This window comes from Tersicoccus mangrovi, from assembly GCF_036881825.1.
GTDB classification, from domain to species: domain Bacteria; phylum Actinomycetota; class Actinomycetes; order Actinomycetales; family Micrococcaceae; genus Tersicoccus; species Tersicoccus mangrovi.
Genome location: NZ_JBAJMW010000003.1, coordinates 362,265 through 388,099, shown reverse-complemented (window position 1 = coordinate 388,099; position 25,835 = coordinate 362,265). Strand labels below are relative to the sequence as shown.

Sequence of the window (25,835 nt, the reverse complement as noted above, 5' to 3'; positions counted from 1 at the left end):
GCAGGATCGGAGCATGACCACGAGTACCACGACCGGCATCGAGGACCGGTCCTCCGAGAACCTGACCACCCGTCCCGAGTCCGGGACCCTTCCCGCCCCCGTCGCCGCCCCGCAGCGCCGCCTCGTCGCGCTCGACGTCGACGGAACCCTGCTGGACCACGACGGCCACATGAGCGACGCAGTCCGTGACGCCGCCGCGACCGTCGCCGCCGGCCACCACGTCGTCATCGCCACCGGCCGCTCGCTGCACGCGACGCTGCCCGTGCTCGAGCGGATCGGCCTGGCCCGCGGCTTCGCCGTCTGCAGCAACGGCGGCGTCACCGTCCGCGTCGACCCCGACCTGCCCGAGGGCTTCGAGGTCGTCGACCGGGTCACCTTCGACCCCGCGCCGGCCCTGAACGCGCTGCGCGCCATCCTGCCGAACGCCACCTATGCGCTCGAGGACGACGGCGGCCACTTCCTGTCCACCGAGCGGTTCCAGGACGCCAGCTTCGGCGTCGTCGCCGAGGGCGTCGACTTCGGCCGGCTGCTCGACACGACTGCCGTCCGCCTCGTCGTCTACAGTGCGGACTCCACGTCCGACGACTTCTCGGCCGCCATCGAGCGGGCCGGCCTGCACGGCGTCGCCTACTCGGTGGGCTGGACCGCATGGCTCGACATCGCCGCCCAGGGCACCACCAAGGCCAGCGCGCTCGAGCAGGTGCGCCGCCGGCTGGACGTCGATCCGGCCCTGACCGTCGCCATGGGTGACGGCCGGAACGACATCGAGATGCTCGGCTGGGCCGGCCACGGCGTCGCGATGGGCCAGGCGCCCGCCGAGGTCGTCGCGGCCGCCGATGCGGTCACCGGCAGCGTCGAGGAGGACGGCGCCGCCGTCGCCCTGCGGGCCCTTCTCGGCTGACGCCGGCCGCAGCGTTCTCTCGGGCCGCTCGCCGCGCGGGTGTTGGCGCCGCACGTGTGTCGGTGTCGCGCCTGTGTCGGTGCCGCGCGCGATGGAGCAGCCCGTTGTCGAGTGGACGCTTGGTGCGTCGGCGAGAGGTGGGCGGTGACGTCGTCCGTCCACTGGGTGAGCATCGGTCGTCGAGTGGACGCTTGGTGCGTCGGCGAGAGCTGAATGGTGACGTCGTCCGTCCACTGGGTGAGCATCCCGTCGTCGAGTGGACGCTTGGTGCGTCGGCGAGAGGTGGGCGGTGACGTCGTCCGTCCACTGGGTGAGCGCGACGCCCGGGCTACCGGAGGCGAGTTGCCCATACTGGGGGCATGTCCACGTGTGTGATGCGGATGGACCCGGCACTGTGCGGATTCCTGCGCCCCGCCCTGCGCGGCGGTCCCGTCACCAGCCCGCTCGACGGTGTCGTACCGGTGCTGGACCGGATCCAGGCGCTCGGTGTCCCGCATACCGAGGTCGGCCGGATCATGCTGCGGCACGCCGGTGCGGACGAGACCGTCGAGGTGGCGCCCGACCAGCGGCTGGTCGACGGTGACGAGGTGACCGTCCTCCCTGTCACCGCACCGCAGCCGTGGCCGGAGCCCGTCGGGGAGGTAAGTGCCGATCTAGCGGGACACCCGCCTCCCGACGGCACGGGTCCGGCGTTCGTGCTCGACGGACACCTGGGCCGGCTGGCCGCCTATCTGCGGCTGCTCGGCTTCGATGTCCTGCATCGCACGGACGCCCACGACGACGAGCTGGCCGCCGTCGCCGCCACGGGGACCCGCATCCTGCTCAGCCGCGACATCGGGCTGCTCAGGAGATCCGCCGTCCGGCACGGGGCCTTCGTCTACGCCACGGACCCGCTGGCGCAGCTGCGGGAGGTCCACGACCGGTTCGGCCTGGCTGGGCACGGTCGGCCACTGACCCGCTGCGCCGTCTGCAACACGCCGCTGCGGGACGGGGCGGCGCCGTCCGGTGCGGCATCCGGTGACGGGCGGTTGCGCGCCGTCGGGCCGGGCGGGACCCGAGCGGACACCGGATCGGCGGAACCTGTGGACGTCGTGGCCCCCGCGCCCGTCGCCGTCCCCGCCGACGTGCTCGCGCGCGGTCTGCTCCTGCGGCACTGCCCGCGCTGCGGACGCACCTACTGGGTTGGCGGCCACCTCGAGCGCCTGCGGGCTCGTTTCGCCTCCATCGGCGTGGACCTGCGCTGACCGGGGCCGCAGACCGCCGCGCCGTGCCGTCCAAGAACGCGCCTAGACTTTCAGGATGTCGGATTCCCGCGCGTCACGGTCGGCAGGACCGACGGAGATGAGAGCAGTCTCGGAGTCGCGAGCCGGGAAGGACGCCGAGCCGGGGGAGAAGAAGCACGGCGGCTCGATGTTCACCGTGATCGTCGCCTTCGCTGCCAACATCCTCATCGCCCTCGCCAAGTCCGTCGCGGCGGTGCTGACCGGGTCGGCCGCGATGGTCGCCGAGGCGGCCCACTCCTGGGCGGACTCGGGCAACGAGGTGTTCCTGCTGATCGCCGAGCGCAAGGCGGGCCGGAAGCCCGACGACTCCCACCCGCTGGGCTTCGGCCGCGACGCCTACGTGTGGTCGATGTTCGCCGCCTTCGGCCTGTTCAGCGCCGGCGCCGTCGTCTCCATCTGGCACGGCATCCAGTCCCTCAGCGAGCAGGGCGAGCAGACCGATCCGCTCGTCGCCTACATCGTCCTCGCCATCGCCTTCGTGCTCGAGGGCACCTCGTTCTTCCAGGCGACCCGTCAGACCCGCGGTCAGGCGGCCACCGCCGGACTCCACCCGCTGAGGTTCATCACCCGCACCTCGGACCCGACGCTGCGCGCGGTGTTCATCGAGGACGGCGGCGCGCTGATCGGCATCCTGCTCGCCGTCGCCGGCATCGCGCTGCACCAGCTCACCGGGTCCGCGGTCTACGACGCGCTCGGCTCGATCGCCGTCGGCATCGTGCTCGCGGTCATGGCCATCTTCCTCATCGCCCGCAACCGGGAGTTCCTCGTCGGGCAGCCGCTCGGCGGTCCCCAGCGCGACGTGGTGCTGCGCGGCCTGCTGGAGGACGACGAGGTGGACCGTGTGACCTACCTTCACCTCGAGTTCGTCGGGCCGGGGCGGATCTTCCTCGTCGCGGCCGTGGACCTGGCGGGCGACCGCATCGAGTCGGAGGTGGCCGAACGGCTGCGGGCGATCGAGTCGCGACTGGAGGAGGAGGACCGGATCACCGAGGCCGTCCTCACCCTGGCCACGCGCAATGAGCCCTCGCTCGCCCCGAAGACCTTCCCCGCCTGACCCGCCGCCGACCCGCGCTGCGCCGGGTCGGCTCGTGCGGGGTCGGCGGTCGGGTCGGGCGGTCGATCAGGCGGAGAGCACGCGCTGCCGGTCGAGCAGGCCGAGCAGCCGGGCCGCCGCCGGGCGGGCCGCCCACTCCTGCGGGAGCAACGACCGCTGCACGGCCTGCGAGACGGCCTGCACGGTGATCCCCAGTTCGGCGGCGATGGCCTTCTGCTGGCCGCGTGCCCCCGGGGTCATCAGGTCGGCCACCCGCCACTCGGCCTCGGTGCGGACGGCGACGATGCGGCCGACGAGCCGCAGCACGGCCTCCGCCTCCGCGGCCAGTTCCTCGTCGAGCCCCTCGACCGAGAGGGCGACCCGGTCGGTGATCGTCAGGGAGCGCTCGGCCGCGTTCCGGGTGTGCACCATGGCAGGCCCGGCGGCGTCGAGGACGTGGTCCGAGACCAGGTCGTCGACGCGCCCGACGCCGATGCCGACCGACCAATTGCCGCCCCGCAGCCCGATCAGGGCGGCGTCGACGGCGACGGCGGGATCGTCCACGATGCCCTGGACCTCGTCGGCGACGGAGCGCTGGAACGGCACGAGCGTGGCGTGGAACCGCAGCCGGGTCATCAGGTCCGGCACGAGGTCGCCCGCCTCCCGCCCGAGGCGCTGATCGAAGGTGAGGGCGAACACGGATCCAGTATGCCGGGCGGCCTCACCGGAGGAGGGACCGACGGCTCTGTCCCGCGACACGTCGTCACCGGCCGGGACCGGACGCCAGGTCCCCGCAACGCCCGGCGTGTCCCGGGCCAGGCTCGCACCGGCGGCACGACCGGAGGAGGGCCGCTTCCCGGCCGGAGACGACGGTGCCCCCGGCCGCGAACGCGACCGGGGGCACCGAGAGAGCAGGTGTCAGTTGTTGACCGGGTTCGCGTCCACGTCGCGGCCCTGCGGCTCGTCCTCCTCGGACGGCGCGCCCTCGGTCTTGAAGCGCTCGAGGGAGGCGAGGACCTCCTTCTCGGCGGCCTCGCGACCGTCCCAGTCCGCAGCCTCGACCCACTTGCCCGGCTCGAGGTCCTTGTACTTCGTGAAGAAGTGCTTGATCTCGTCCAGCAGGTAGGACGAGACGTCCCCGATGTCCTGGATGTGGTCGAACCGCGGGTCCTCCGGCACGCACAGCACCTTGGCGTCCCCGCCGCCGTCGTCGACCATGTTGAACACGGCCACCGGGCGGGACTCGATCAGCACGCCGGGAACGACGTCGACGTCGAGGATCACGAGCGCGTCCAGCGGGTCGCCGTCCTCACCGAGCGAGTTCTCGATGTACCCGTAGTGCGCGGGGTACTGCATCGAGGTGAAGAGCACGCGGTCCAGGCGCAGCCGGTGCGTCTCGTGGTCGATCTCGTACTTGACGCGGGACCCCTTCGGGATCTCGACGGTGACGTCGAAGTTCATGGTTCTCCTTGGTGCGATCGCAGGTGAGGCGGGAGTGGTGCCGAAGGGCAGGGCCCGGGTCGGCGAGACTGGTACCCACGATAGTTCAGCATCGACCGACGACGAGGAGAGTGACCGGTGCCCGCATCCGCTGCCCCGTCGCGTACCCGCGGGCCGTCCCGTGCCGGCCGGGTGCTGATCGGGGTGCTGCTCGTCCTGGCGATCGTCGCCGTCGCGGTGCCCGTGGGCCTGTTCGCGCTGCCAGGAGCGGCCACCGGCGGTTCCCCGTCGGCGGACGACGTGGCGGCGGTCCCCGCGCAGCGCACCCCCACGGCCCTCGCGGCACCGGTCGACCCGGGCATCGCTGCGGGCGGTACGCCATCCAGCGGCATGTCCCCGAACAGCCTGCCCTCGAGCGGTGCAACAGGCGGGTCGACGGGAATCACGACGGCGCCGCTTCCCACGGCGGCGGGGGTCGCGGCGGCGCTCGCGGCCGCGAGGACGGCGGCGCCGGGCGTGGACGTCTCCGCCGCGGTGCTCGATGCCGCGACCGGCCGCTCGGTCCACCAGGACGGCGCCGCCGAACCGCGGCTTCCCGCCTCGAACCTCAAACTGCTCTCGTCGCTGGCGATCCTCACCACGCTGGACCCGCAGTCCCGACTCACGACGGCCGCGGTGCGGGGCACCGGGCGGGGCGACGTCGTGCTGGTCGGCGCCGGGGACGTCATGCTCGGCAGCGGCGCGTCGAACGCTTCGGCGATCCAGGGTCACGCCGGCCTGCAGACCCTCGCGGCGCGCACCGCTGTCTCCCTGCGCGCCGCCGGGGTCACGGGCACCGTGCGCGTGAGCGTGGACACCACCCGGTTCTCCGGGCCGGCCCTCAACCCCGCGTGGTACGCGGACGACGTGGCCGCCGGACAGATCGGCGCCGTCGGCCCGCTGGCCCTCTGGTCCGGACACACGCGGCCCGACGCCGCACCGGGTGAGCGGCCCACCGACCCGGCCCTGGCCGCCGGTCAGGCGTTCGCCACCGCCCTGCGCGCGGCGCTGGGCTCCACCGCCGACGTCGCGCCGGCCGTCACCCGCACGGCGGCCCCGGTCCGCAGCGCTGCCGCCCGGCTCGGCGCCGTCGACTCGGCGACCGTCGGCGAGCAGGTCCAGTGGCTGCTCGAGCACTCGGACAACGACGTCGCCGAGGCTCTCACCCGGGTCGCCGCCCGCGCCGCGGGCCGGTCGACGGACCCCGCCGGGACCGCGGCCTTCGTGCGGGACACCGTGACCCGCCTCGGCCTCGACACCCGCGGCCTCGTCATCACCGACGCGTGCGGGCTCGCCGACAGCAACCGCGTCAGCGCGGCGACCCTGGCCGGCGCGATGCGGCGGATCGTCACCGACGGCCGGTTCGGTGACGCGGTGGCCGGGCTGCCCGTCGCCGGCCTCACCGGCACCCTCGACGACCGGTTCACCGGCGACGCGGACGCCGCCGGCGCCGGTGTGGTCCGCGCGAAGACCGGCACGCTGAACGAGGCCTCGACCCTCACCGGGTACGTGATGGACCGCGACGGTCGGCTGCTCGTGTTCGCCTTCATGGCGTCCAATCCGCCCGGAGCGACGGCGGCCGCCCGCGGCGCCCTGGACCGGGCGGCCGCCGCGCTCGCCGGCTGCGGGTGCCGCTGACAGGACGCTGCAGCAGACGGAGGAGGGACGTCCGCCGTCAGACGGCGACGTCCTCCTCCAGCTCGAGCTCCCGCGCCTGCTGCTCGGACAGGCCGTCGGTGCGCTGCCGGTGCAGCGCCCGCCGCAGCTCGTCGTGCCGGGCGACCAGGACGGAGAGACGCTTGCGGCGGCGCAGCACGGCGTGGGACACCGCGAGGGCACCGATGCCGAACAGCAGCCAGCCGATGAGGATCGCGAAGGCGCCGGAGACGTCCGTGTCCGGGAAGTACATGAGGTGCGCCATCACCTGCAGGAAGCCCGAGCCGATCCAGAAGTCGTGGAGCCAGCCGAAGAAGCCCGGCTGCAGGGCGGGCTGCACGACGCCGCCCGACGAGGTGAAGTTCACGGCCACGAACATCGCCGAGAACAGAAGCGTCGAGAAGCGGCCGACGAGGGCGTGCAGGCCGACGCCGACGGCCATCACGGTGGCCGTGTAGAGGGCGGACAGACCCCACACCTGGGCACCGTGGCCCGGGAACATGTCGAAGAGGATCGTGGCGACAGCGAGCTCGGCGGTCGAGAGCACGACGGTCGAGCCGAGGATGAGGCCGAGCCGCTCGCGGAACCGCCGCGTCGATCCCGCGGCGCCGATCGCGATGGCCGTCGCGTAGGCGCCGACCGAGAGGGTGACCAGGTAGAAGAAGCCGTTCTGCCCCATCGGATCACCCTCGCCGAGCGGCACCACGTCCTGGACGGTCAGCGGGTGCCCCTGCTTCGCGGCCACGGCCGTGAAGATCTTCGTCACGACGTCGGTGGTCGTCGCCGAGGCGGCGGAGGCGGTCATCAGGGTGGGCCTGGCCGCGTCGGGCACGAACGCGCCGGCGATCTTCTGGTGCCGCAGCTGGTCCTGCGCGGTGGCGGCGTCCGGCACGGTGGTCACCGCGACCTTGTCGCCGAGGGCGAGCTGGACCTGCGCGGCCACGGGGCCCACCTGCTGCGCCTGGCCGACGATCGCGACCGGCACGTCGTGCGGCTCCGGCTTGTGGAAGCCGCCGAAGTAGGCCAGCGCCATGACCAGGCCCATGACGATCGGCACGGCGATGTGCGAGATCACGGTGCTCATCGGCAAGCGGGTGGGTGTCTCCTGGTGCATGCGGCTTCCTTCGCTCAACATCTCAACTACTCAAACAAAGTGATCAGTTTAGCTGATCTATTCGCGTCATGCCATGACGCACGTCTCGCCGGGAGGCGCTCTAGGGGATACGGGTCGGGATTGCGGGGGAGCGTCGCGCGACGGTCAGCGCCGCGGGGTGGCGTCCACGACACGGCGCAGCACGGCGAGTCCGTCGGCCACCCGGTCCATCTCCGCGGCGTCGAGGGTCGCGTCGAGGCGCTCGGCCAGCCAGTCGTGACGCAACCGTCGGATGCGGACCAGGACGTCGGCACCCGCCGCGGTCAGGGCCAGTTCGTGGCGGCGGGCATCCAGCGCGGAGACCGACGCCTCGACCAGGCCGGCCTCGCGCAGGCTCGCGACCGTCTTGGTCATCGACTGCGGCCGGACCGCCTCGCTGCGGGCGAGCTCCGCGCCGGTCATGCCGGGCGTGCGGTCGAGCCGGGCGAGCACGTTCTGCTGGGCGAGGGAGAGGTCGGCCACCTCCTCGGCCTCCAAGCGGAAGCGCCGGGTCATGGCCCAGACGAACGAGCGGATCTCGTCCGAGAGGCCGTCCACGTCCCTGCTCATCGCGACGTCTCCTTCGGCGGTCGTCAGCACGTCTCGATCCATCAGGCTAGCTGCTGGTCGTGGGCGTGACGAGGCCGTCGACCGGGTGCCGGCCCTCACCGCGGTGTCAGGCGACTGTGCCAAGCTGAAGGCATGTCGGAGCACCGCAGCACGGAAGAGAAGATCGCCGAGCAGGAGAAGATCTACGGGCAGAGCCTCGCCGATCGATTCGGCGCCGTGATGAGCCACTACGGCATCTCGAGCCGGCGGCTGGCCGCCGTGCTCGGCCTCTCCGCCCCGATGCTCTCCCAGCTCGGGTCCGGGCAGCGGATCAAGATCGGCAACCCCGTGGTGCAGGAGCGCCTGCTCATGCTCGAGCGGGACATGGACTCGATCATGGACCCCGCGCTGATCCTCGAACGCGTCGCCGCCTCCCAGCCGGTGGCGATGACGACGGCGGGCGACGCGGGTGCCGCCCGGTCGTCCTCGACCGCCGGGGCCGTGGACCGCTCCGCCGTCGTCGCGCACCTGCGCAACGCGGGGGACCGCTCGGCCCTGAACGCGGCGGCCGACGCCGCCGGACCGGGCGCGCTGGCGGACCTGCTGCGGGACGCGGCACGCCCCGGGTCCCGCTGACGCGCGTCCCGCCGACGCGTCATCCGACGCCCTGAGCGAAAGCGGCGCCGCGCCCAGCACGACGTCAGCGGCATGTGGTCGAATGGCCCCATGAGCCTCACCCCGTCCCGCCTGCCCAGCCTCATCGACTGGGATCTCGCCGCCGGCACCGCCGCGAAGCTCGCCCCGGCCGGCCCCCGGGTCAGCGCCGCACGCATGCGCGACACCGTCGAGACCCTGCGCGAGGCCGCCGACGCGTCCGTCGCCCATGTGCACGAGATCAGCCGTCTCGACGCCGCCGCGGACCTGCGGGACTCGTCGGTGCTCGTCGTCGACCGGGCCACCTGGTCACGGGCGAACACGCAGAGCTTCTCGGTGCTCATGCAGCCGGCCCTGGACCGCCTGGTCGAGACGCGCGGGCAATCGCTCACGGCCGCGACCACCGCGCTCGGCGGCCGGCTCACCGGGGTGCAGCTGGGCACGATCCTCTCGTTCCTCTCGAGCAAGGTGCTCGGTCAGTACGACCCCTTCGCCGCCCTCGCCGCGAACACCACCGCGCCGCCCGCCGGCCGTCTGCTCCTCGTCGCACCCAACGTCCTCGAGGTGGAGCGGGAACTGCACGTCGAGCCGGCCGACTTCCGCCTCTGGGTGTGCCTGCACGAGCAGACGCACCGCGTCCAGTTCGCGGCCGCGCCGTGGCTGCGCGACCACATGATCGCCCAGGTGGGCCGTTTGTCGGAGTCCATGGTCGACAAGGCGGACACGTTCGCCGCCCGCATCGCCGAGGCGGCCCGCTCCGTCGGCTCCGGGCGCCTGACGGGCGCCACCGGCAGGAACGGCGGCGAGGTCGCCCCGGGTTCCGGCGCCGGGGTGCTCGGCATCTTCCAGGACGAGCAGGAACGGGAGATCTTCTCCCACCTGACCGCGGTGATGAGCCTGCTCGAGGGCCACGCCAACGTCGTCATGGACGGCGTCAACGCGAGCGTCGTGCCGACGGTGCGCACCATCCGTCAACGTTTCAACGCTCGCGGTTCCCAGCGCTCCGGCTTCGAGAAGCTGATCCGCCAGCTGCTCGGCCTCGACGCGAAGATGCGCCAGTACAGCGACGGCTCGCGGTTCGTGCGCGGCGTCGTCGACCAGGTGGGCCTCGACGGCTTCAACCGCATCTGGGACGCGCCCGAGCACCTGCCCACCGAGCAGGAGATCCACCACCCCGCCGACTGGGTCGAGCGGATGGGCCTGGCCGGCTCCCGGCGCTGAGCCGGCCACCCGGACGAGGTGACGACGCCGTGCCCGGCCCGTCGACCCGGCAGCACGGGCGCCGTGGCCCCCTCGACCCCGTCGTCGCGCGCGCCCGCCGTTGCCTGACGGCGGCGCTCGCCGCCCCGGACGACGCGTCCGAGCCGCGGGCCGCTGACTCCCTCACCACCGTCGCCACCGGTGAGCGGGTCGACGCGCTCGTGGCCTGCAGTGGGGGTGCGGACTCGCTCGCCCTCGCCGCCGTGGCCGCCCACCTCGTGCGCCGCGGCGACGCCCGCATCGGCGCCGTCGTCGTCGATCACAGCCTCTACCCGGACAGCGACCAGGTCGCGGCCGACGCCGCCGCCCGGTGCACCGACCTCGGGCTCGCCCCGGTCACCGTCGAACGTGTCACGGTCGAGCCGGCGGGCGAGGGCCTCGAGGCCGCTGCCCGGCACGCCCGCTATGCCGCGCTCGACGCGTCGGCCCGACGCGTCGGCGCCCGGGTCGTGCTGCTCGCCCACACGCTGGACGACCAGGCCGAACAGGTGCTCCTCGGCGTGCTGCGCGGCTCCGGGACGCGGTCCCTGGCCGGGATCCCCCCGCAGCGCGGGTCCTACCGCCGGCCCTTCCTGCACCCCGACCTGGGCCTGGACCGGGCGGACACCGAACGTGTGTGCTCGGCCGAGGGGCTGACGTGGTGGGAGGACCCCGCCAACGCGGACCGCGCGTTCACCCGTTCGCGCCTGCGCAGCATCGTCCTGCCCCTGCTGGCCCGTGAACTCGGCCCGGGCGTGGCCGCCGGGCTCGCCCGCACCGCGGCCATCGCGGCCCGCGACGCGGATCACCTCGACGCCGAGGCCGCGGACCTGTACGACCGGATCGCCGAGCGATCCCCGGGCCGCTGCGTGTTGCCGATCGCCGCCCTCCGCGCCGCCCCGCCGGCCCTGCTGCCGCGGGTGCTCGCCACCGCCGCCGCCCATGCCGGCGCGGACGCACTGACCCGGGAGCGCATCGGTGCCCTCGAGGCACTCGTCGCGCCGCGGGCGGACACCGGACCCGGGGGTGCCGGTCCGGTCCCGCTGCCGGGCGGCGTCACGGCGCGCCGACTCACCGCTGGAACCGTCGGCGACGCCCGGCCCGGACCGGCCGCCGGCGTCGACGCCGCAGCCGCCGGCTCAGGGACGCCCGCGGCCGTGCTCGAGCTGCGCGGCCCGGCACGGCCGGACCACCGCCGCTGACCCAGGGGCGCCGGCCGGATGTGACCGGCGACGGCGCGACTGTGGCACGCTAGAGACCATGCGCCGGCGCATCCGGCGCGCCTCTTCTCGCCGCCGGCCGCACGACGGCCCGTCCCTCCCTGAAGGAGCCCCGCGTGGATTCGAGCGACGTCCAGGACGATCTGGAGCACGTGCTCTACACCAAGGACCAGATCCAGCAGAAGATCGCCGAACTGGCCGCCGAGATCGACCGGGACTACGCGGGGCGGGACATCCTGCTCGTCGGCGTGCTCAAGGGCGCGGTCATGGTCGTCGCCGACATCGCCCGCGCGCTGCACAGCCACGTGGCGATGGACTGGATGGCCGTCTCCTCCTACGGCTCGGGCACCCAGTCCTCCGGCGTCGTGCGCATCCTCAAGGACCTGGACACGGACCTGACCGGCAAGCACGTGCTCATCGTCGAGGACATCATCGACTCCGGGCTGACCCTGTCGTGGCTGAAGTCCAACCTGGCCTCCCGCGGCCCGGCCTCGATCGAGATCTGCACCCTGCTGCGCAAGCCGGACGCCGCCAAGGTGGAGTTGCCCGTCAAGTACGTCGGTTTCGACATCCCCAACGAGTTCGTCATCGGCTACGGCCTCGACTTCGCCGAGAAGTACCGCAACCTGGACTTCATCGGCACCCTCGCCCCGCACGTCTACCAGTGACGGCACAGCCGGTGTGAACCAGCCGAGACGCGCTCGATGACCGACGCCGGCTGTGACATGCGCCACCGCTGTGCGCTGTAAGGGAACTCGACGCCCGTCGACTACGTCCTACAGCCGTACTGGTGCGATATTTGGCACAGACACGACGCGTCGGCACGAGCCGGCCGCCGCGGCGAGCACAGTTGAACGGGAGGTAGGGGCCGGTCCGGGCCCAACCACGCATGAACCTCAAGAAGCTCTTCAAGGGACCGCTGGTCTACATCGTGATCGGCCTGATCGTCCTGGCGATCGCCTTCCCGCTGATGACCTCCGGGTCCTCCAACCGCGTCGACACGAACGTCGGCCTCCAGCTGCTCGCGGACGGGAAGGCCAGCCAGGCCCGCATCTCCGACGGTGAGCAGCGGGTGGACCTGACGCTGCGCGACGACTACATGCAGGACGGCAAGGACCTCGGCAAGAACATCCAGTTCTACTACGTCGCCCCGCGCGGCGCCGACGTCGTCAAGGCCGTCTCCGCCTCCAAGCTCGACAGCTACACGGACCAGCCACCGGAGAACAACTGGCTGCTCGGCCTCGTCCAGCTGATGGTCCCGTTCCTCATCATCGGTGTCATCTTCTGGTTCATCCTCTCGCGCGCCCAGGGCGGCGGGTCCAAGGTGATGCAGTTCGGCAAGTCCCGGGCGAAGCTCATCTCGAAGGACCACCCGAAGGTCACGTTCGCCGACGTCGCCGGCGCGGACGAGGCGGTCGAGGAGCTCCACGAGATCAAGGAGTTCCTCTCCGAGCCGGCCAAGTTCCAGGCCGTCGGCGCCAAGATCCCCAAGGGCGTGCTGCTCTACGGCCCTCCGGGTACCGGCAAGACCCTGCTGGCCCGCGCCGTCGCCGGTGAGGCCGGCGTCCCGTTCTACTCGATCTCCGGCTCGGACTTCGTCGAGATGTTCGTCGGTGTCGGCGCCTCCCGTGTCCGCGACCTGTTCGAGCAGGCCAAGAACAACGCCCCGGCGATCATCTTCGTCGACGAGATCGACGCCGTCGGACGGCACCGCGGCGCCGGTGTCGGCGGTGGCAACGACGAGCGCGAGCAGACGCTGAACCAGCTCCTCGTGGAGATGGACGGGTTCGACGTCAAGACGAACGTCATCCTCATCGCCGCGACCAACCGGCCCGACGTGCTGGACCCGGCGCTGCTGCGCCCGGGCCGGTTCGACCGGCAGATCGGCGTCGAGGCCCCCGACATGGGCGGCCGCTTCCGCATCCTCCAGGTGCACGCGCAGGGCAAGCCGATGGCTCCCGGCGTGGACCTCTACTCCGTCGCCAAGCGCACCCCGGGCTTCACCGGCGCCGACCTGGCGAACGTGCTCAACGAGGCGGCCCTGCTGACCGCCCGCTCGAACGCCCAGCTGATCGACGACCGGGCGCTCGACGAGGCGATCGACCGCGTCATCGCCGGCCCGCAGAAGCGCTCCCGCCTCATGAAGGAGCTCGAGCGCAAGATCACCGCGTACCACGAGGGCGGCCACGCCCTGGTCGCGGCGGCGCTGCGGAACACCGACCCTGTCACCAAGATCACGATCCTGCCGCGGGGCCGGGCGCTCGGCTACACCATGGTGCTGCCGGCGGACGACAAGTACTCGACCACCCGCAACGAGCTGCTCGACCAGCTCGCCTACGCGATGGGCGGCCGTGTCGCGGAGGAGATCATCTTCCACGACCCGTCCACGGGTGCGTCCAACGACATCGAGAAGGCCACCGCCACGGCCCGGAAGATGGTCACCCAGTACGGCATGAGCGCACGGATCGGCGCGGTCAAGCTCGGCTCCGGCAACGGTGAGCCGTTCCTCGGCCGCGACATGGGCAACGAGCGGGACTATTCCGAGGAGGTGGCCGCGGTCGTCGACGAGGAGGTGCGCATCCTCATGGACAGCGCCCACGACGAGGCCTGGGCCATCCTGATGGAGAACCGCGACGTCCTCGACCGGCTCGCCCTCGAACTGCTCGAGCGGGAGACCCTGAACCAGCAGCAGATCGCGGACATCTTCCACGACGTGCGCCAGCGGGACCTGCGGCCGGTGTGGCTCTCGAGCGACGACCGCCCGGTCTCGGACATCCCGCCGGTGACGACGCGCGCGGAGCAGGAGCAGGCCGCCCTCGAGGGCCGCCCCAACCCGGTTCGACTGGCCCCCCAGGATCAGGCCGTCGCCGCCAAGCCCGAGCACCCGGTCCAGGCTCCGCACGAGTCCGGCACCGGCGAGCTCCCCGCCCACGAGTGATGGCCGGCGTGGGCCGGGCGGAGCAGCCCACCGATCCGGGCATGCCCGGATCGGTGGCCGGGGTCGACGAGCGGAGGATCGCCGCGGCGGTGCGCGAGATCCTGCTCGCCATCGGGGAGGACCCCGAGCGGTCGGGCCTGAAGGACACCCCGGACCGGGTGGCCCGGGCGTATGCGGAGATGTTCTCCGGGCTGCACCAGGACGCCGGCGACGTGCTGGGGACGACCTTCGACCTGGACCACGAGGAACTGGTCCTGGTCAAGGACATCCCCTTCTACTCGACGTGCGAGCACCACCTCGTGCCCTTCCACGGCACCGCCCACGTCGGCTACATCCCGTCCCACGACGGCCGGGTCACGGGGCTGAGCAAGCTGGCGCGGCTCGTGGAGATCTACGCCCGCCGCCCGCAGGTGCAGGAGCGGCTCACGACGCAGATTGTGGAAGCATTGGTCGAGCACCTCGCGCCGCGCGGCGCCATCGTCGTGATCGAGTGCGAACACCTGTGCATGTCGATGCGCGGGGTCCGCAAGCCGGGAACCCGGACCGTCACCTCGGCGGTCCGCGGCCAGCTGCACGACCCGGCCACCCGCGCCGAAGCCATGGGTCTGATCCTCGGAAGGTAGAACGTCATGGACACACTCGGTGTCGCACCGGGCACGGGCCCCAACACGCTGCCCCTGCCGGTCATCCGCCGGGCCACCCGTGCCCGCACCGTCGCCGACCTCCCGACCGGGCGCACGCTCGTCATGGGCGTCGTCAACGTCACCCCGGACTCGTTCAGCGACGGCGGTGACCACAACACCCGGGGCGCGGCCATCGACCACGGCCTGCGCCTGCACTTCGCCGGAGCGGACATCGTCGACGTCGGCGGGGAGTCCACCCGTCCGGGCGCCGCGGAAGTGCCCGTGAACACCGAGCTGGACCGCGTGATCCCGGTGATCACCGCCCTCGTCCGCGCGGGCGCCCTGGTCAGCGTCGACACCCGGCGCCCGCAGGTCGCGGCCGCAGCGATCGACGCCGGGGCCGCGATCGTCAACGACGTCTCCGGCACCGCGCTGCACCCGGACATGCCGGCCCTGATCGCGCAGCGCGGCGTGCACTACGTGCTCCAGCACAGCCGGGGCGACTCCCGCACCATGACCGCGCGGGCCCAGTACGACGACGTCGTCGAGGAAGTCGTCGCCGAGCTCGCCCCGCTGGCCGCCCGTTTCGTCGACGCCGGCGTGGAGCAGGACAAACTGATCCTCGATCCCGGGATCGGTTTCGCCAAGGCCGGGGAGCAGAACTGGCAGCTGCTGCGCTCGCTCGACCGCTTCACCGCGCTCGGCCACCGGGTGCTCGTGGGCACCTCCCGCAAGACCTTCCTCGGCGAGCTGCTGGCCAGCTCCGGCAAGTCCGCCGCCCCCAAGGAGCGCGACGACGCGACCGTCGCCACCACCGCCCTCGCCGCGGCCGCGGGTGCCTGGGCCGTCCGCGTCCACGACGTGAAGGCCAACCTCGACGCGGTGAAGGTGGCAGCGGCCTGGTCCGGCCGGTGAACCCTGTGGACACCATCACCCTCACCGGGATCCGCGGCCGCGGCACGCACGGCGTGCTCGACGCCGAACGCGAGCTCGGCCAGGTCTTCAGCGCCGACGTCGTGCTCGAGCTCGACCTGAGCGCCGCGGCGCGCGGCGACGACCTCACCCGCACCGTCAACTACGCGGAGGCCGCGCAGCGGGTGCACGCGCGGCTCACCGGTGCGCCGGTCGCGCTGATCGAGACCCTCGCGGTGGCGATCGCGGAGGATCTGCTGGACACCTTCCCGCTGGACGCGGTCACCGTGACGGTGCACAAGCCGGCCGCCCCGATCCCGGTGCCGTTCGACGACGTCGCCGTGACCATCCGGCGAAGCCGGGGATGACAGGGCCGGGGATGGACGAGGCACGGATGAGAGACGCGGTGGACGCCGGGACGGCCACGGCCGGTTCCGAGGCCGTCCTCGCGCTCGGCGCCAACCTCGGGGACCCCGCCGCGACCCTGGCGGCGGCCGTCCAGACGATCGCCGCCGACCCCGACCTCACCCTGCTGGCGACCTCCCCGATCGCGATCACCGCCCCCGTGGGTGGCCCCGCCGGCCAGCCCGACTACCGGAACATGGTGGTCCGGGTCGCCACCGACCTGAGCCCGGACGACCTGCTCGACGCCTGCCACCGGATCGAGGCCGCCTTCGGCCGGGAGCGGCTCGTGCGCTGGGGTCCCCGGACCCTCGACGTCGACATCGTCAGTGTCGTCACGGCCGCCGGCGAGGTGCACCGTGCCGATCCCGACCTCACCCTCCCGCACGCCTCCGCCGCCGGCCGTGCCTTCGTCCTCGCCCCGTGGGCCTGGATGGAGCCCGGCGCCCGGCTGGACGGGGTTCCCGTGACCGAGCTGCTCGCCGCGGCAGAGGACCGCGACGGCGTGCGCCGGGCGGAGGGCACGGCATGATCGGCCTGCGCGCACGCACGCTCGTCGTCGTGGCCGTCGCCTCCGCCGTGATCGGCTGGCTGGCCGACGTGCTCATCACGCGCGCGGGCGGCCCGACGCCGGTGCTGCCGCTGAGCTCGCTGCTGACGGTCCTCCTGCTCGTCGCGATCACCCTCGGGCTGGGCCTGCAGGTGCTGCGCTGGCGGCAGGGCAAGGCGAAGCGGATGATCAACCCGCTGCTGGCCGCCCGCACCCTCGTCCTCGCCCAGGCGACTGCGTACACCGGCGCCGTCCTCGGCGGCTGGCACGTCGGGGTCGTGCTCGAACAGCTGAGCCTGATCGCGCTGCGGTCGGACCAGTCGGTGCTGTGGTTCGCGATCGCCCAGATCGTCGGCGGGGCCGTCATGATCACCGTCGGCATCGTCGTCGAGCACTTCTGCCGCATCCCGCCCGAGGACGGCGAGAACAGCGGCAAGGGGCCGCACCCGAGCGAGGGGGAGTATGCGTAGCGAGCCGATCGACCCCGAGGGGCTGACGTTCACCGGCGTCTCGCCGCGGCTGGTGTGGGCCCGGGCGCTCGGGTGGCTCCCGGGAGCCGTGATCACCGTCGTCGTCTGCTCTGTCCCGCTCCTGCTCGTCCTGCTCGGCGCGTGGGTCTGGCTGCCGGCCTGGCTCGCGTGGACCGTCGCCGTGGCCGCCCTCGCCGTCCAGCTGTGGCGCCTCGTGCTCATCCCGCGCCAGGTGCGTGCCGTCGGGTACGCCGAACGGGACGAGGACCTGCTGATCCGCAGCGGCCTCTTCTTCCGCCGGCTCGTGGTGGTGCCCTACGGGCGGATGCAGTACGTGGACGTGCAGGCCGGCCCGATCGACCGGATGCTCGGCATGGCCGGCATCAAACTGCACACCGCGTCGGCCGCGACGGACGCCGCGATCCCCGGGCTGCCGGCCGGCGAGGCCGCCCGGCTGCGTGAGGCGCTGTCCGCCCGCGGTGAGGCGAGGCTGGCGGGCCTGTGACCGGGAGCGAGCCGGACGCCGCCCGCGGGAACGCGCCCGCGAGCGGTGCGCTGCCGGCCGGTGCGCCGGAGGGGGCGGTGCTGCCCGGCAGAGCGCCCGAGCCGGGAGCACCCGTGCCGCCCGATCCCGTGAAGGCCGGTCCCGTGCGCGGGGGCATCGACGCCCCGCAGACGTGGCACCGCGTGCACCCGGCGTCCCCGCTCGTGCGCGGCTGGCTCGCCCTGGTCGCCTTCTACGTCGTGTTCGGCCGTGACTGGCTGCAGAACGCCATCGGGTCGATGGCGGACCCGTCCTCGTCGCACCGGCGCGGTACCGACGGGCTGCCGATCTGGGTCATCGTCCTCTTCGCCGTCGTCCCGCTCGTCGTCATCCTCGCGGTGTTCTTCGCCAGCTGGTGGTTCACCCGCTACCAGGTGACCGAGGACCACGTGCGGATCAACTCCGGCGTCCTGGTACGGCAGAACCGGCAGGCGCGCCTGGACCGGGTGCAGGCGATCGACATCAACCAGCCGCTCGTGGCCCGGCTGCTGCGGTTGGCGGAACTGAAGTTCGAGGTGGCCGACGCGGGGCACGCGGCGATGCGCCTGTCGTTCCTGAAGCTCGACGAGGCGGAGCAGCTGCGCGCCACGATTCTCGGCCGCGCCGCCGGGGTGCGCGGGTCGGCGGAGCATCCCGAGGTGATCGCGTCCGCCCCCGAGCGGCCCGTGCTCACCGTGCCCCCGCAACGGGTGCTCGGTGCCGCCGTGCTCTCCGGTGTCACGGTGTGGCTGCTCGTCGCCGCCGTCGTTGCGCTGCTCCCGGCCGTGATCAGCGGCGAGCCGTTCGCCGTCGCCGCTGTGATCCCCGTGGTCTTCGGCGCGGCCACCGCCTACTGGGCCTTCTTCACCCGCAGCTTCAACTTCCGCGTCGCCCACTCCGCGGACGGGGTGCGGCTCCACTACGGGCTGCTGGAGACCCACGCCCAGACGGTGCCGCCCGGCCGCGTGCAGGCCGTGTCCGTGCATGCCCCGCTGTTCTGGCGGCCCTTCGGCTGGCACCGCGTCGAGATGAACGTCGCCGGCTACGGCACGGCCGGCCGGGAGCAGAACGCCCGCACCGTGCTGCTGCCGGTCGGCACCTTCGACGAGGTCCTGGCGGTCCTCGCCCTCGTGCTGCCGCACCCCGGCGTCGAGGACCCGGTGGCCGTGTTCCGGGCCGGCGTGCGCGGCGCCGGGACCGCGGAGGGCTTCGTCGCCTCGCCGTCCCGCTCGCGCTGGCTCGACCCGCTCGCCTTCCGCCGCAACGGGTACCGGCACACCGACACCGCCCTGCTCGTCCGCAGCGGCCGGCTCACCCGCCGGCTCGCCGTCGTCCCGCACGAGCGCACCCAGTCCGTCGCCCTGCAGCAGGGGCCGCTGCAGCGACGGCTCGGCCTGGCGCACGTCCTGCTGCACTCCACGGCCGGCCCGGTCAAACCCGTCGTCCCGCACCTGGCGGTCGACACGGCCCGGCGCCTGTTCACCGACCAGGCCGTCCTGGCCGCCCGGGCCCGGCGTCGTGCCGGCCCCGAGCAGTGGATGCTCGGCACGCCCGCGCCCGGGCCCGACAACGGCGTGCCTCCCGTGCGCGACGGGGCCGGCACCACGCGATTCGGATCCGCTGCCGCCCCCGCGCCGCGGCCGGAGGAGCGCCGATGAGGCCCGGGCGCCTCGGCATCGGCGTGATCGGCGCCGGCCGCGTCGGGGCCGTCCTCGGTGCCGCCCTCCGCGCGGTGGGCCACTCCGTCGTCGGCGTCAGCGCCATCTCCGAGGAGAGCCGTGACCGGGCCGCCACGCTGCTGCCCGGTGTTCCCCTGCTCGAACCCGCGGAGATCGTCGAACGCTGCGAACTCGTCCTGCTGGCCGTGCCCGACGACGACCTCGTGCCGCTGGTGGCCGGGCTGGCGGATCTCGATCACTGGCAGACGGGCCAGATCGTGCTGCACACGAGCGGCCGCCATGGCATCGCGGCGCTCGCCCCCGCGGCGGCCCGCGGCGCCGTCTGCCTCGCCGTCCACCCGGTGCTGGCCTTCACCGGCATGAGCCTGGACCTCACCCGGTTGAGCGGGGCGATGGTGGCCGTCACCGCCCCCGCGGCGTTCCTGCCGATCGCGCAGGCGCTCGTGGTGGAGATGGGCGCCGAACCGGTCGTGCTGACCGAGGACGAGTTCCCGGTGGTCGGCGGGATCCTCGCCCGGGTGCGGGAGGAGACCGACCGGAACACCCGGCATGCCCTGCGCGAACTGGCCGATCAGCATCTCGACGACCCGGCGCGGCTGGCCGGACCGTTGATGCGGGCCGTGCTCGAGAATGCGCTCGCCGCCGGACCCGAACGCCCGTCGACCGGATTGACGGGCCCGGAGAATTCCTGACGTCGACCGAATCGGACGGAGATCGAATCGTTCGGATTCATCAGGCGACTGGTTTCCGGCGACATCGCGCGGCGCCCCCGTCGAATGTCCCGGTGGTCCGCCCTGCATCAGCAGAAACGAGCGGCCGGCGCACCATTCCGGTGGTGATCGACGAGCCGGGCGATTGAGGACTTCAGCTGATCCACGCGCCGGCGAGGAAATCGACGTCCTGGTTCAGCGACGCCGATCGCCGAGGAATTGCTGTGGAATGCGTCACAGGATCGTGAAACCGGTCGGCAGGTCCGCTCGGCCGGTGAGCGCCAGCAGCACGGTCTCGGCGTTGCCGGTGCGGATGCCCACGCGCAGGGCGGTGTCCACCGCGTCCGCGATCGACCCCGGGTCCAGGTTCGCGTCGATGCCGCAGGCGTGGGCGATGTCGAGGCTGTGCACGGTGAGCTCGAAGCAGCGGGTGGGCAGGTAGTCGCTCAGGAGCATGCCGCCGCCCGCGGTGTGGATCACCGGGTCCGCGCCGCCCGCCGTCGCGGCGTCGACGGCGGCCGTGGCCTGCGCGGCCAGCTGCGCCACCGCCGTCGCCGGGTCCGCCCCGAGGGCCACCCCGGCCTGCACCCCGCGGGCGGCCACCTCGGCGTCGTGACCGTGGGCGGCCAGGAAGTAGGCCGTCGTGTCGGGCACCTCGCGCTCCGGCGCGGGCCGCTGCACGTAATCGACGACCGTGGTCAGCGCCCGGGCGGCGTGGCCGGTCAGGGAGCGCACCGACCAGGCGCCCAGACCCGGCCGCTCCCAGTCGTCGGGCCCGATCCGGGTGACGAGGTCGGTGAACGCGGAGGCGGCCGCAGCGAAGCGGACGGTGACCTGCATGCGGGAATCGTAGGCCACCCGCTCGGCCCGATACCCTTGGATACCGTGACCACACCGACTCCCGCGTCCAGCCCGCAGTCTCCGGAGCCGGCCGACGGCTCCTCCGAGGAGCAACTGCGCCAGCAGAGCACCGAGCAGATCGCGGTGCGCGCCGCCAAGCGCCGGCGCCTCCTGGACGCGGGCGTCGAGCCGTACCCCGTGGGCGTCGAACGCACGCACACGCTCGCCGAGGTGCGCGGGACGTACGGGCACCTGGCCGCGGACGAGGCGTCGGGTGAGCACGTGGGCGTCGCCGGCCGGGTCGTGTTCCTGCGCAACACCGGCAAGCTGTGCTTCGCGACCCTGCAATCCGGTGACGGCACCCGGCTGCAGGCGATGATCAGCCTCGCCGGCGTCGGCGAGGAGTCCCTCGCGCAGTGGAAGGCCGTCGTCGACCTCGGCGACCACGTCTTCGTGCACGGTGAGGCGATCAGCTCCCGCCGCGGCGAGCTGTCCGTGATGGCAGACCGGTGGGAGATGGCGTCCAAGGCGCTGCGGCCCCTGCCGACGCTGCACAACGACCTGTCGGAGGAGACCCGGGTCCGGCAGCGCTACGTCGACCTGATCGTGCGCGAGGAGGCGCGGCAGACCGTCCTCGACCGGGCCACGATCACCCGGACGGTCCGCCAGACCCTGGACGCCCGCGGCTACGTCGAGGTCGAGACCCCGATCCTCCAGCTGGTGCACGGTGGTGCGACGGCGCGCCCGTTCAACACCCACATGAACGCGTTCGATCAGGACATGTCCCTGCGCATCGCCACCGAGCTGTACCTCAAGCGCGCCGTCGTCGGCGGTCTGGACCGCGTGTACGAGATCGGCCGCGTGTTCCGCAACGAGGGCGTGGACTCCACCCACAGCCCCGAGTTCACGATGCTCGAGTGCTACGAGGCCTACGCCGACCAGTTCGTCATGGCCGACCGGATGCGCGAGATGATCCTCGCCTGCGCCCACGCGCTGGGCCGCACCCGCATCGAGACCGCCGCCGGCACCGTGGACCTGGAGGGCGAGTGGCGCTGGCTCTCCGTCTACCCGGCCGTCTCCGAGGCCGTGGGCGAGGAGGTCACCCCGCAGACCGGCATCGAGGACCTGCGCCGCATCGCCGCCGCGCACGACGTCGAGCTGCCCGCCGACGCGATCGACCAGAAGATCGTCATGAAGCTCTTCGAGGAGCTCATCGAGCACACGCTCCTGCAGCCGACCTTCGTGTGCGACTACCCGCCCATCGCCCAACCGCTCGCCCGGCCGCACCGCAGCATCCCCGGCGTCATCGAGGCGTGGGACCTGATCATCGCCGGAACCGAGACCGGCACCGCGTTCTCCGAGCTCATCGACCCGGTCATCCAGCGGGAACGCCTGACGGCGCAGTCCCTGCAGGCGGCCGCCGGTGACGAGGAGGCCATGCAGCTGGACGAGGACTTCCTGCGGGCCCTCGAGTACGCCGCCCCGCCGATGGGCGGCATCGGCCTCGGGATGGACCGGCTCGTCATGCTGTTCAGGGGCGTCGGGATCCGCGAGAGCATCCTCTTCCCCCTGATGAAGCCCGAGTGATCCGGCGTGGCCATCGCACCGTCGCGGCAGGGCCGCCCGCTGTGAGCATTCGCCCAGCCGACCGGTCTACCCTGACACCGTGAACGATTTCCTGGCAGCAGTCGCGGTGCTGCTTCCCTCCGTCGGCGTCGGCGTGTTGTTCTTCATCGCCATGCGTGCACTGTTGAATGCGGATCGTTCCGAGCGACGCGCATTCGCCGAGGCCGAGGAGAAATACCGCAGAAATCATTCGACCGACGGCTGACGTCTTTGACTCCGCTCGCGGGAATATCCATACTTGAGAAGAATTCCTCGGACCCCGGGAATTCTTGCAAGCACATTTCCCCAGAGGAGTTGACTTGGCTCAGAAGGTGAAGATCATCCTGGTGGATGATCTCGACGGCGGCACCGCCGATGAAACCGTCCGGTTCGGGCTCGACGGCGCGAACTACGAGATGGATCTGTCCACGGACAATGCGGATCAACTCCGTGAGGCACTCAAGCCCTTCGTGTCCAAGGCGCGGCGATCGGGGACCCGTTCCTCCTCGACGCGCAGCAGCAAGAATGCGTCCGGCTCCGGCCGGAACCAGGACACCGCGCGGATCCGCGAATGGGCGCGCGAGAACGGCTACACGGTCAGCGACCGGGGGCGCGTGCACTCCGACATCCAGGATGCGTACCGCAAGGCCCACGGTCAGTGACTGAGGTGTCGCGCGGACCCATCGCATGACACCACCAGCAGCACAGAAACACCAGCAGTCACCGTCCACCGGACCGTCACCCGGTGGACGACAAGTGCGGATCGGCCCCCGGGCCGGTCCGCATTCGTCGTCCCGGGCACCGGCGCCCCCGATCCGCCGGGGTGGCGGGCGACGAACACCCGGTGGAACGCCCATCTCGCCTGTGGCGAACAACTGGCCACGGGGCAGGGCCGCGCACGTAGCATCGTCAGTACGCATCAGCTAGGGAGTGTGCCCAATGTTCGAACGTTTCACCGACAGAGCCCGCAGGGTCGTCGTGCTCGCCCAGGAAGAGGCGCGCATGCTCAACCACAACTACATCGGTACCGAGCACATCCTCCTGGGCCTCATCCACGAAGGCGAAGGGGTCGCGGCGAAGGCGCTCGAGTCGCTGAACATCTCGCTCGGCGCGGTCCGGGAGCAGGTGCAGGAGATCATCGGCCAGGGCCAGCAGGCGCCGTCGGGACACATCCCGTTCACCCCGCGCGCCAAGAAGGTCCTCGAGCTCTCCCTGCGCGAGGCCTTGCAGCTCGGCCACAGCTACATCGGCACCGAGCACATCCTGCTCGGCCTCATCCGCGAGGGTGAGGGCGTCGCCGCCCAGGTGCTGGTCAAGCTCGGCGCCGACCTGTCCCGCGTCCGCAACCAGGTGATCCAGCTGCTCTCGGGCTACCAGGGTGGCAAGGAGAACGCCTCCGCCGGCGTCGGCGCAGGTCAGAACGAGGGCCAGCCCGCCGGTTCGGTGGTGCTCGACCAGTTCGGCCGCAACCTGACGCAGGCCGCGCGCGAGAGCAAGCTCGACCCCGTGATCGGGCGCGAGCAGGAGATGGAACGCGTCATGCAGGTCCTCTCCCGCCGCACCAAGAACAACCCGGTCCTCATCGGCGAGCCCGGCGTCGGCAAGACCGCCGTCGTCGAGGGCCTCGCCCAGGCGATCGTCCGCGGCGACGTTCCCGAGACGATCAAGGACAAGCAGCTCTACACCCTGGACCTCGGGTCCCTGGTGGCCGGCTCCCGGTACCGCGGTGACTTCGAGGAGCGCCTGAAGAAGGTGCTCAAGGAGATCCGCACCCGCGGCGACATCATCCTGTTCATCGACGAGATCCACACTCTCGTCGGGGCCGGTGCCGCCGAGGGCGCGATCGACGCCGCGAGCATCCTCAAGCCCATGCTCGCCCGCGGTGAGCTGCAGACCATCGGCGCCACGACGCTGGACGAGTACCGCAAGCACATCGAGAAGGACGCCGCGCTCGAGCGACGCTTCCAGCCGATCCAGGTCTCCGAGCCGTCGGTCGCCCACGCGATCGAGATCCTCAAGGGCCTGCGCGACCGGTACGAGGCGCACCACCGCGTGTCCATCACCGACGGCGCGCTGGCCTCGGCCGCGAGCCTGTCCGAGCGCTACATCTCCGACCGGTTCCTGCCGGACAAGGCGATCGACCTGATCGACGAGGCCGGGGCCCGCCTGCGCATCCGCCGGATGACGGCGCCGCCGGAGCTGAAGGAGATCGACGACCGGATCGCCGACCTGAAGAAGGAGAAGGAGTCCGCGATCGACGCGCAGGACTTCGAGGGCGCCGCGTCGCTGCGCGACAAGGAGCAGCGGCTCGTCGCCGAGCGCTCCGAGAAGGAGCAGGCCTGGCGCAACGGGGGCATGGACGACGTCGCCGAGGTCGATGAGGAGCTCATCGCCGAGGTGCTCGCCAACTCCACCGGCATCCCCGTGTTCAAGCTGACCGAGGAGGAGTCCTCGCGCCTGAAGAACATGGAGGGCGAGCTGCACAAGCGGGTCGTCGGGCAGGACGAGGCCATCAAGGCCATCAGCCAGTCCATCCGCCGCACCCGTGCCGGCCTGAAGGACCCGAAGCGCCCGGGCGGCTCGTTCATCTTCGCCGGCCCCACCGGCGTCGGGAAGACCGAGCTGGCCAAGGCCCTCGCCGAGTTCCTCTTCGGCGAGGAGGACGCCCTGATCCAGCTGGACATGAGCGAGTTCTCCGAGAAGCACACCGTCTCGCGGCTGTTCGGTTCGCCTCCGGGCTACGTCGGCTACGAGGAGGGCGGCCAGCTGACCGAGAAGGTCCGCCGTCGTCCGTTCTCGGTGGTCCTGTTCGACGAGGTGGAGAAGGCCCACGCGGACATCTTCAACTCGCTGCTGCAGATCCTCGAGGACGGCCGCCTGACCGACAGCCAGGGCCGCGTCGTGGACTTCAAGAACACGGTCATCATCATGACGACGAACCTGGGGACCCGGGACATCGCCAAGGGCGTGCTGACCGGCTTCCAGTCCGGCACCGACACGCAGACCTCGTACGAGCGGATGCGCGCCAAGGTGCAGGAGGAGCTGCGCCAGCACTTCCGGCCCGAGTTCCTCAACCGCGTCGACGACATCGTCGTGTTCCCGCAGCTGACGCAGGACGAGATCATCGAGATCGTCGACATGTTCGTCGCGCGGCTGGAGACCCGGCTCAAGGACAAGGACATGGGCATCGAGCTGACCACGGAGGCCAAGAAGCTGCTGGCCACCCGCGGGTACGACCCCTCGATGGGTGCGCGGCCGCTGCGCCGGACCATCCAGCGGGAGATCGAGGACCAGCTGTCCGAGAAGATCCTGTTCGGGGAGCTCTCGGCCGGCCAGGTCGTCCTGGTCGACGTGGCGGGCGAGGACGACCTCGCGAAGTTCACGTTCGAGGGCACCTCGAAGCCGTCCGTGCCGGACACGGTGCCGTCGGCCTGACC

At 72.2% G+C, this 25,835-nt stretch carries 26 protein-coding genes; 21 read left to right on the top strand and 5 right to left on the bottom strand.

Going from position 1 to position 25,835, the window contains the following annotated elements; all coding sequences use genetic code 11:
• Positions 1-13: 13 nt before the first annotated feature.
• From V6N00_RS07930 to V6N00_RS07920, 3 genes are all read left to right on the top strand, one after another.
• Entirely contained in the window at positions 14-901 is an 888-nt protein-coding gene (locus V6N00_RS07930; protein WP_334231531.1) for an HAD family hydrolase, read from the top strand.
• A 359-nt stretch (positions 902-1,260) separates the two neighbouring features.
• On the top strand, positions 1,261-2,145 hold the full coding sequence (locus V6N00_RS07925) for a Mut7-C RNAse domain-containing protein (protein ID WP_334231530.1): 885 nt from the start codon (positions 1,261-1,263) through the stop codon (positions 2,143-2,145).
• 97 nt (positions 2,146-2,242) lie between these two features.
• Positions 2,243-3,238, top strand: coding sequence for a cation diffusion facilitator family transporter (locus V6N00_RS07920; protein ID WP_334231529.1), 996 nt, complete (start codon positions 2,243-2,245; stop codon positions 3,236-3,238).
• A 66-nt stretch (positions 3,239-3,304) separates the two neighbouring features.
• On the opposite strand, the gene V6N00_RS07915 is transcribed toward V6N00_RS07920, so the two are convergent.
• Positions 3,305-3,916 (bottom strand): hypothetical protein, encoded by a 612-nt coding sequence (locus V6N00_RS07915; protein WP_334231528.1) that lies wholly within the window; start codon positions 3,914-3,916, stop codon positions 3,305-3,307.
• A gap of 219 nt (positions 3,917-4,135) precedes the next feature.
• Complete coding sequence (locus V6N00_RS07910; RefSeq protein ID WP_334231527.1) at positions 4,136-4,678, bottom strand: inorganic diphosphatase; 543 nt, start codon at positions 4,676-4,678, stop codon at positions 4,136-4,138.
• A gap of 117 nt (positions 4,679-4,795) precedes the next feature.
• Between V6N00_RS07910 and V6N00_RS07905 the strand changes: the two genes are divergently transcribed.
• Complete coding sequence (locus V6N00_RS07905) at positions 4,796-6,334, top strand: D-alanyl-D-alanine carboxypeptidase/D-alanyl-D-alanine-endopeptidase (RefSeq protein WP_334231526.1); 1,539 nt, start codon at positions 4,796-4,798, stop codon at positions 6,332-6,334.
• A gap of 37 nt (positions 6,335-6,371) precedes the next feature.
• On the opposite strand, the gene V6N00_RS07900 is transcribed toward V6N00_RS07905, so the two are convergent.
• On the bottom strand, positions 6,372-7,466 hold the full coding sequence (locus V6N00_RS07900; protein WP_334231525.1) for an ABC-2 transporter permease: 1,095 nt from the start codon (positions 7,464-7,466) through the stop codon (positions 6,372-6,374).
• 144 nt (positions 7,467-7,610) lie between these two features.
• Positions 7,611-8,054: a MarR family winged helix-turn-helix transcriptional regulator gene (locus tag V6N00_RS07895; protein WP_334231524.1), complete on the bottom strand. Its 444-nt coding sequence runs from the start codon at positions 8,052-8,054 to the stop codon at positions 7,611-7,613.
• Positions 8,055-8,186: 132 nt separating this feature from the next.
• On the opposite strand from V6N00_RS07895, the gene V6N00_RS07890 reads away from it, so the two are divergent.
• The 13 genes from V6N00_RS07890 to V6N00_RS07830 all read left to right on the top strand — a co-directional run bounded on the left by V6N00_RS07890 (position 8,187) and on the right by V6N00_RS07830 (position 19,935).
• A complete protein-coding gene (locus V6N00_RS07890) occupies positions 8,187-8,669 on the top strand; it encodes a DNA-binding protein (RefSeq protein WP_334231523.1) in 483 nt (160 codons plus the stop codon).
• 90 nt (positions 8,670-8,759) lie between these two features.
• The gene (locus V6N00_RS07885) at positions 8,760-9,908 is read left to right on the top strand and encodes a zinc-dependent metalloprotease (RefSeq protein WP_334231522.1); all 1,149 of its coding nucleotides are present in this window, start codon (positions 8,760-8,762) and stop codon (positions 9,906-9,908) included.
• A gap of 29 nt (positions 9,909-9,937) precedes the next feature.
• Positions 9,938-11,128: a tRNA lysidine(34) synthetase TilS gene (gene tilS, locus V6N00_RS07880; protein WP_334231521.1), complete on the top strand. Its 1,191-nt coding sequence runs from the start codon at positions 9,938-9,940 to the stop codon at positions 11,126-11,128.
• Between the two features lie 134 nt (positions 11,129-11,262).
• Positions 11,263-11,814, top strand: coding sequence for a hypoxanthine phosphoribosyltransferase (gene hpt, locus V6N00_RS07875; protein ID WP_334231520.1), 552 nt, complete (start codon positions 11,263-11,265; stop codon positions 11,812-11,814).
• A gap of 221 nt (positions 11,815-12,035) precedes the next feature.
• Positions 12,036-14,084 carry an ATP-dependent zinc metalloprotease FtsH gene (gene ftsH / locus V6N00_RS07870; protein WP_334231519.1) on the top strand — a complete coding sequence of 683 codons (2,049 nt, stop codon included), beginning with the start codon at positions 12,036-12,038 and terminating at the stop codon, positions 14,082-14,084.
• A gap of 41 nt (positions 14,085-14,125) precedes the next feature.
• Positions 14,126-14,707, top strand: coding sequence for a GTP cyclohydrolase I FolE (folE, locus tag V6N00_RS07865; RefSeq protein WP_334231518.1), 582 nt, complete (start codon positions 14,126-14,128; stop codon positions 14,705-14,707).
• A 6-nt stretch (positions 14,708-14,713) separates the two neighbouring features.
• The gene (gene folP / locus V6N00_RS07860) at positions 14,714-15,622 is read left to right on the top strand and encodes a dihydropteroate synthase (protein WP_334231517.1); all 909 of its coding nucleotides are present in this window, start codon (positions 14,714-14,716) and stop codon (positions 15,620-15,622) included.
• A gap of 5 nt (positions 15,623-15,627) precedes the next feature.
• Positions 15,628-15,987, top strand: coding sequence for a dihydroneopterin aldolase (gene folB, locus V6N00_RS07855; RefSeq protein ID WP_334231516.1), 360 nt, complete (start codon positions 15,628-15,630; stop codon positions 15,985-15,987).
• A gap of 26 nt (positions 15,988-16,013) precedes the next feature.
• Positions 16,014-16,553 carry a 2-amino-4-hydroxy-6-hydroxymethyldihydropteridine diphosphokinase gene (gene folK, locus V6N00_RS07850; RefSeq protein WP_334231515.1) on the top strand — a complete coding sequence of 180 codons (540 nt, stop codon included), beginning with the start codon at positions 16,014-16,016 and terminating at the stop codon, positions 16,551-16,553.
• Positions 16,550-17,041 (top strand): DUF3180 domain-containing protein, encoded by a 492-nt coding sequence (locus tag V6N00_RS07845; RefSeq protein ID WP_334231514.1) that lies wholly within the window; start codon positions 16,550-16,552, stop codon positions 17,039-17,041. The genes folK and V6N00_RS07845 overlap by 4 nt, the downstream gene beginning before the upstream one ends.
• Positions 17,034-17,546, top strand: coding sequence for a PH domain-containing protein (locus V6N00_RS07840; protein WP_334231513.1), 513 nt, complete (start codon positions 17,034-17,036; stop codon positions 17,544-17,546). Before V6N00_RS07845 ends, V6N00_RS07840 begins: the two co-directional genes overlap by 8 nt.
• Positions 17,543-19,222: a PH domain-containing protein gene (locus V6N00_RS07835; protein ID WP_334231512.1), complete on the top strand. Its 1,680-nt coding sequence runs from the start codon at positions 17,543-17,545 to the stop codon at positions 19,220-19,222. The genes V6N00_RS07840 and V6N00_RS07835 overlap by 4 nt, the downstream gene beginning before the upstream one ends.
• Complete coding sequence (locus V6N00_RS07830) at positions 19,219-19,935, top strand: Rossmann-like and DUF2520 domain-containing protein (protein ID WP_416385049.1); 717 nt, start codon at positions 19,219-19,221, stop codon at positions 19,933-19,935. Before V6N00_RS07835 ends, V6N00_RS07830 begins: the two co-directional genes overlap by 4 nt.
• Positions 19,936-20,187: 252 nt before the next feature.
• On the opposite strand, the gene V6N00_RS07825 is transcribed toward V6N00_RS07830, so the two are convergent.
• Positions 20,188-20,793 (bottom strand): maleylpyruvate isomerase family mycothiol-dependent enzyme, encoded by a 606-nt coding sequence (locus tag V6N00_RS07825; protein ID WP_334231511.1) that lies wholly within the window; start codon positions 20,791-20,793, stop codon positions 20,188-20,190.
• A gap of 45 nt (positions 20,794-20,838) precedes the next feature.
• Here V6N00_RS07825 and lysS point away from each other — a divergent pair, with 45 nt between their 5' ends.
• From lysS to V6N00_RS07805, 4 genes are all read left to right on the top strand, one after another.
• Complete coding sequence (lysS, locus tag V6N00_RS07820) at positions 20,839-22,380, top strand: lysine--tRNA ligase (protein WP_416385048.1); 1,542 nt, start codon at positions 20,839-20,841, stop codon at positions 22,378-22,380.
• A 79-nt stretch (positions 22,381-22,459) separates the two neighbouring features.
• Positions 22,460-22,624 (top strand): hypothetical protein, encoded by a 165-nt coding sequence (locus V6N00_RS07815; protein ID WP_334231510.1) that lies wholly within the window; start codon positions 22,460-22,462, stop codon positions 22,622-22,624.
• A gap of 94 nt (positions 22,625-22,718) precedes the next feature.
• A complete protein-coding gene (locus tag V6N00_RS07810; RefSeq protein WP_334231509.1) occupies positions 22,719-23,060 on the top strand; it encodes a histone-like nucleoid-structuring protein Lsr2 in 342 nt (113 codons plus the stop codon).
• A 277-nt stretch (positions 23,061-23,337) separates the two neighbouring features.
• Positions 23,338-25,833, top strand: coding sequence for an ATP-dependent Clp protease ATP-binding subunit (locus V6N00_RS07805; RefSeq protein ID WP_334231508.1), 2,496 nt, complete (start codon positions 23,338-23,340; stop codon positions 25,831-25,833).
• Positions 25,834-25,835 lie beyond the last annotated feature (2 nt).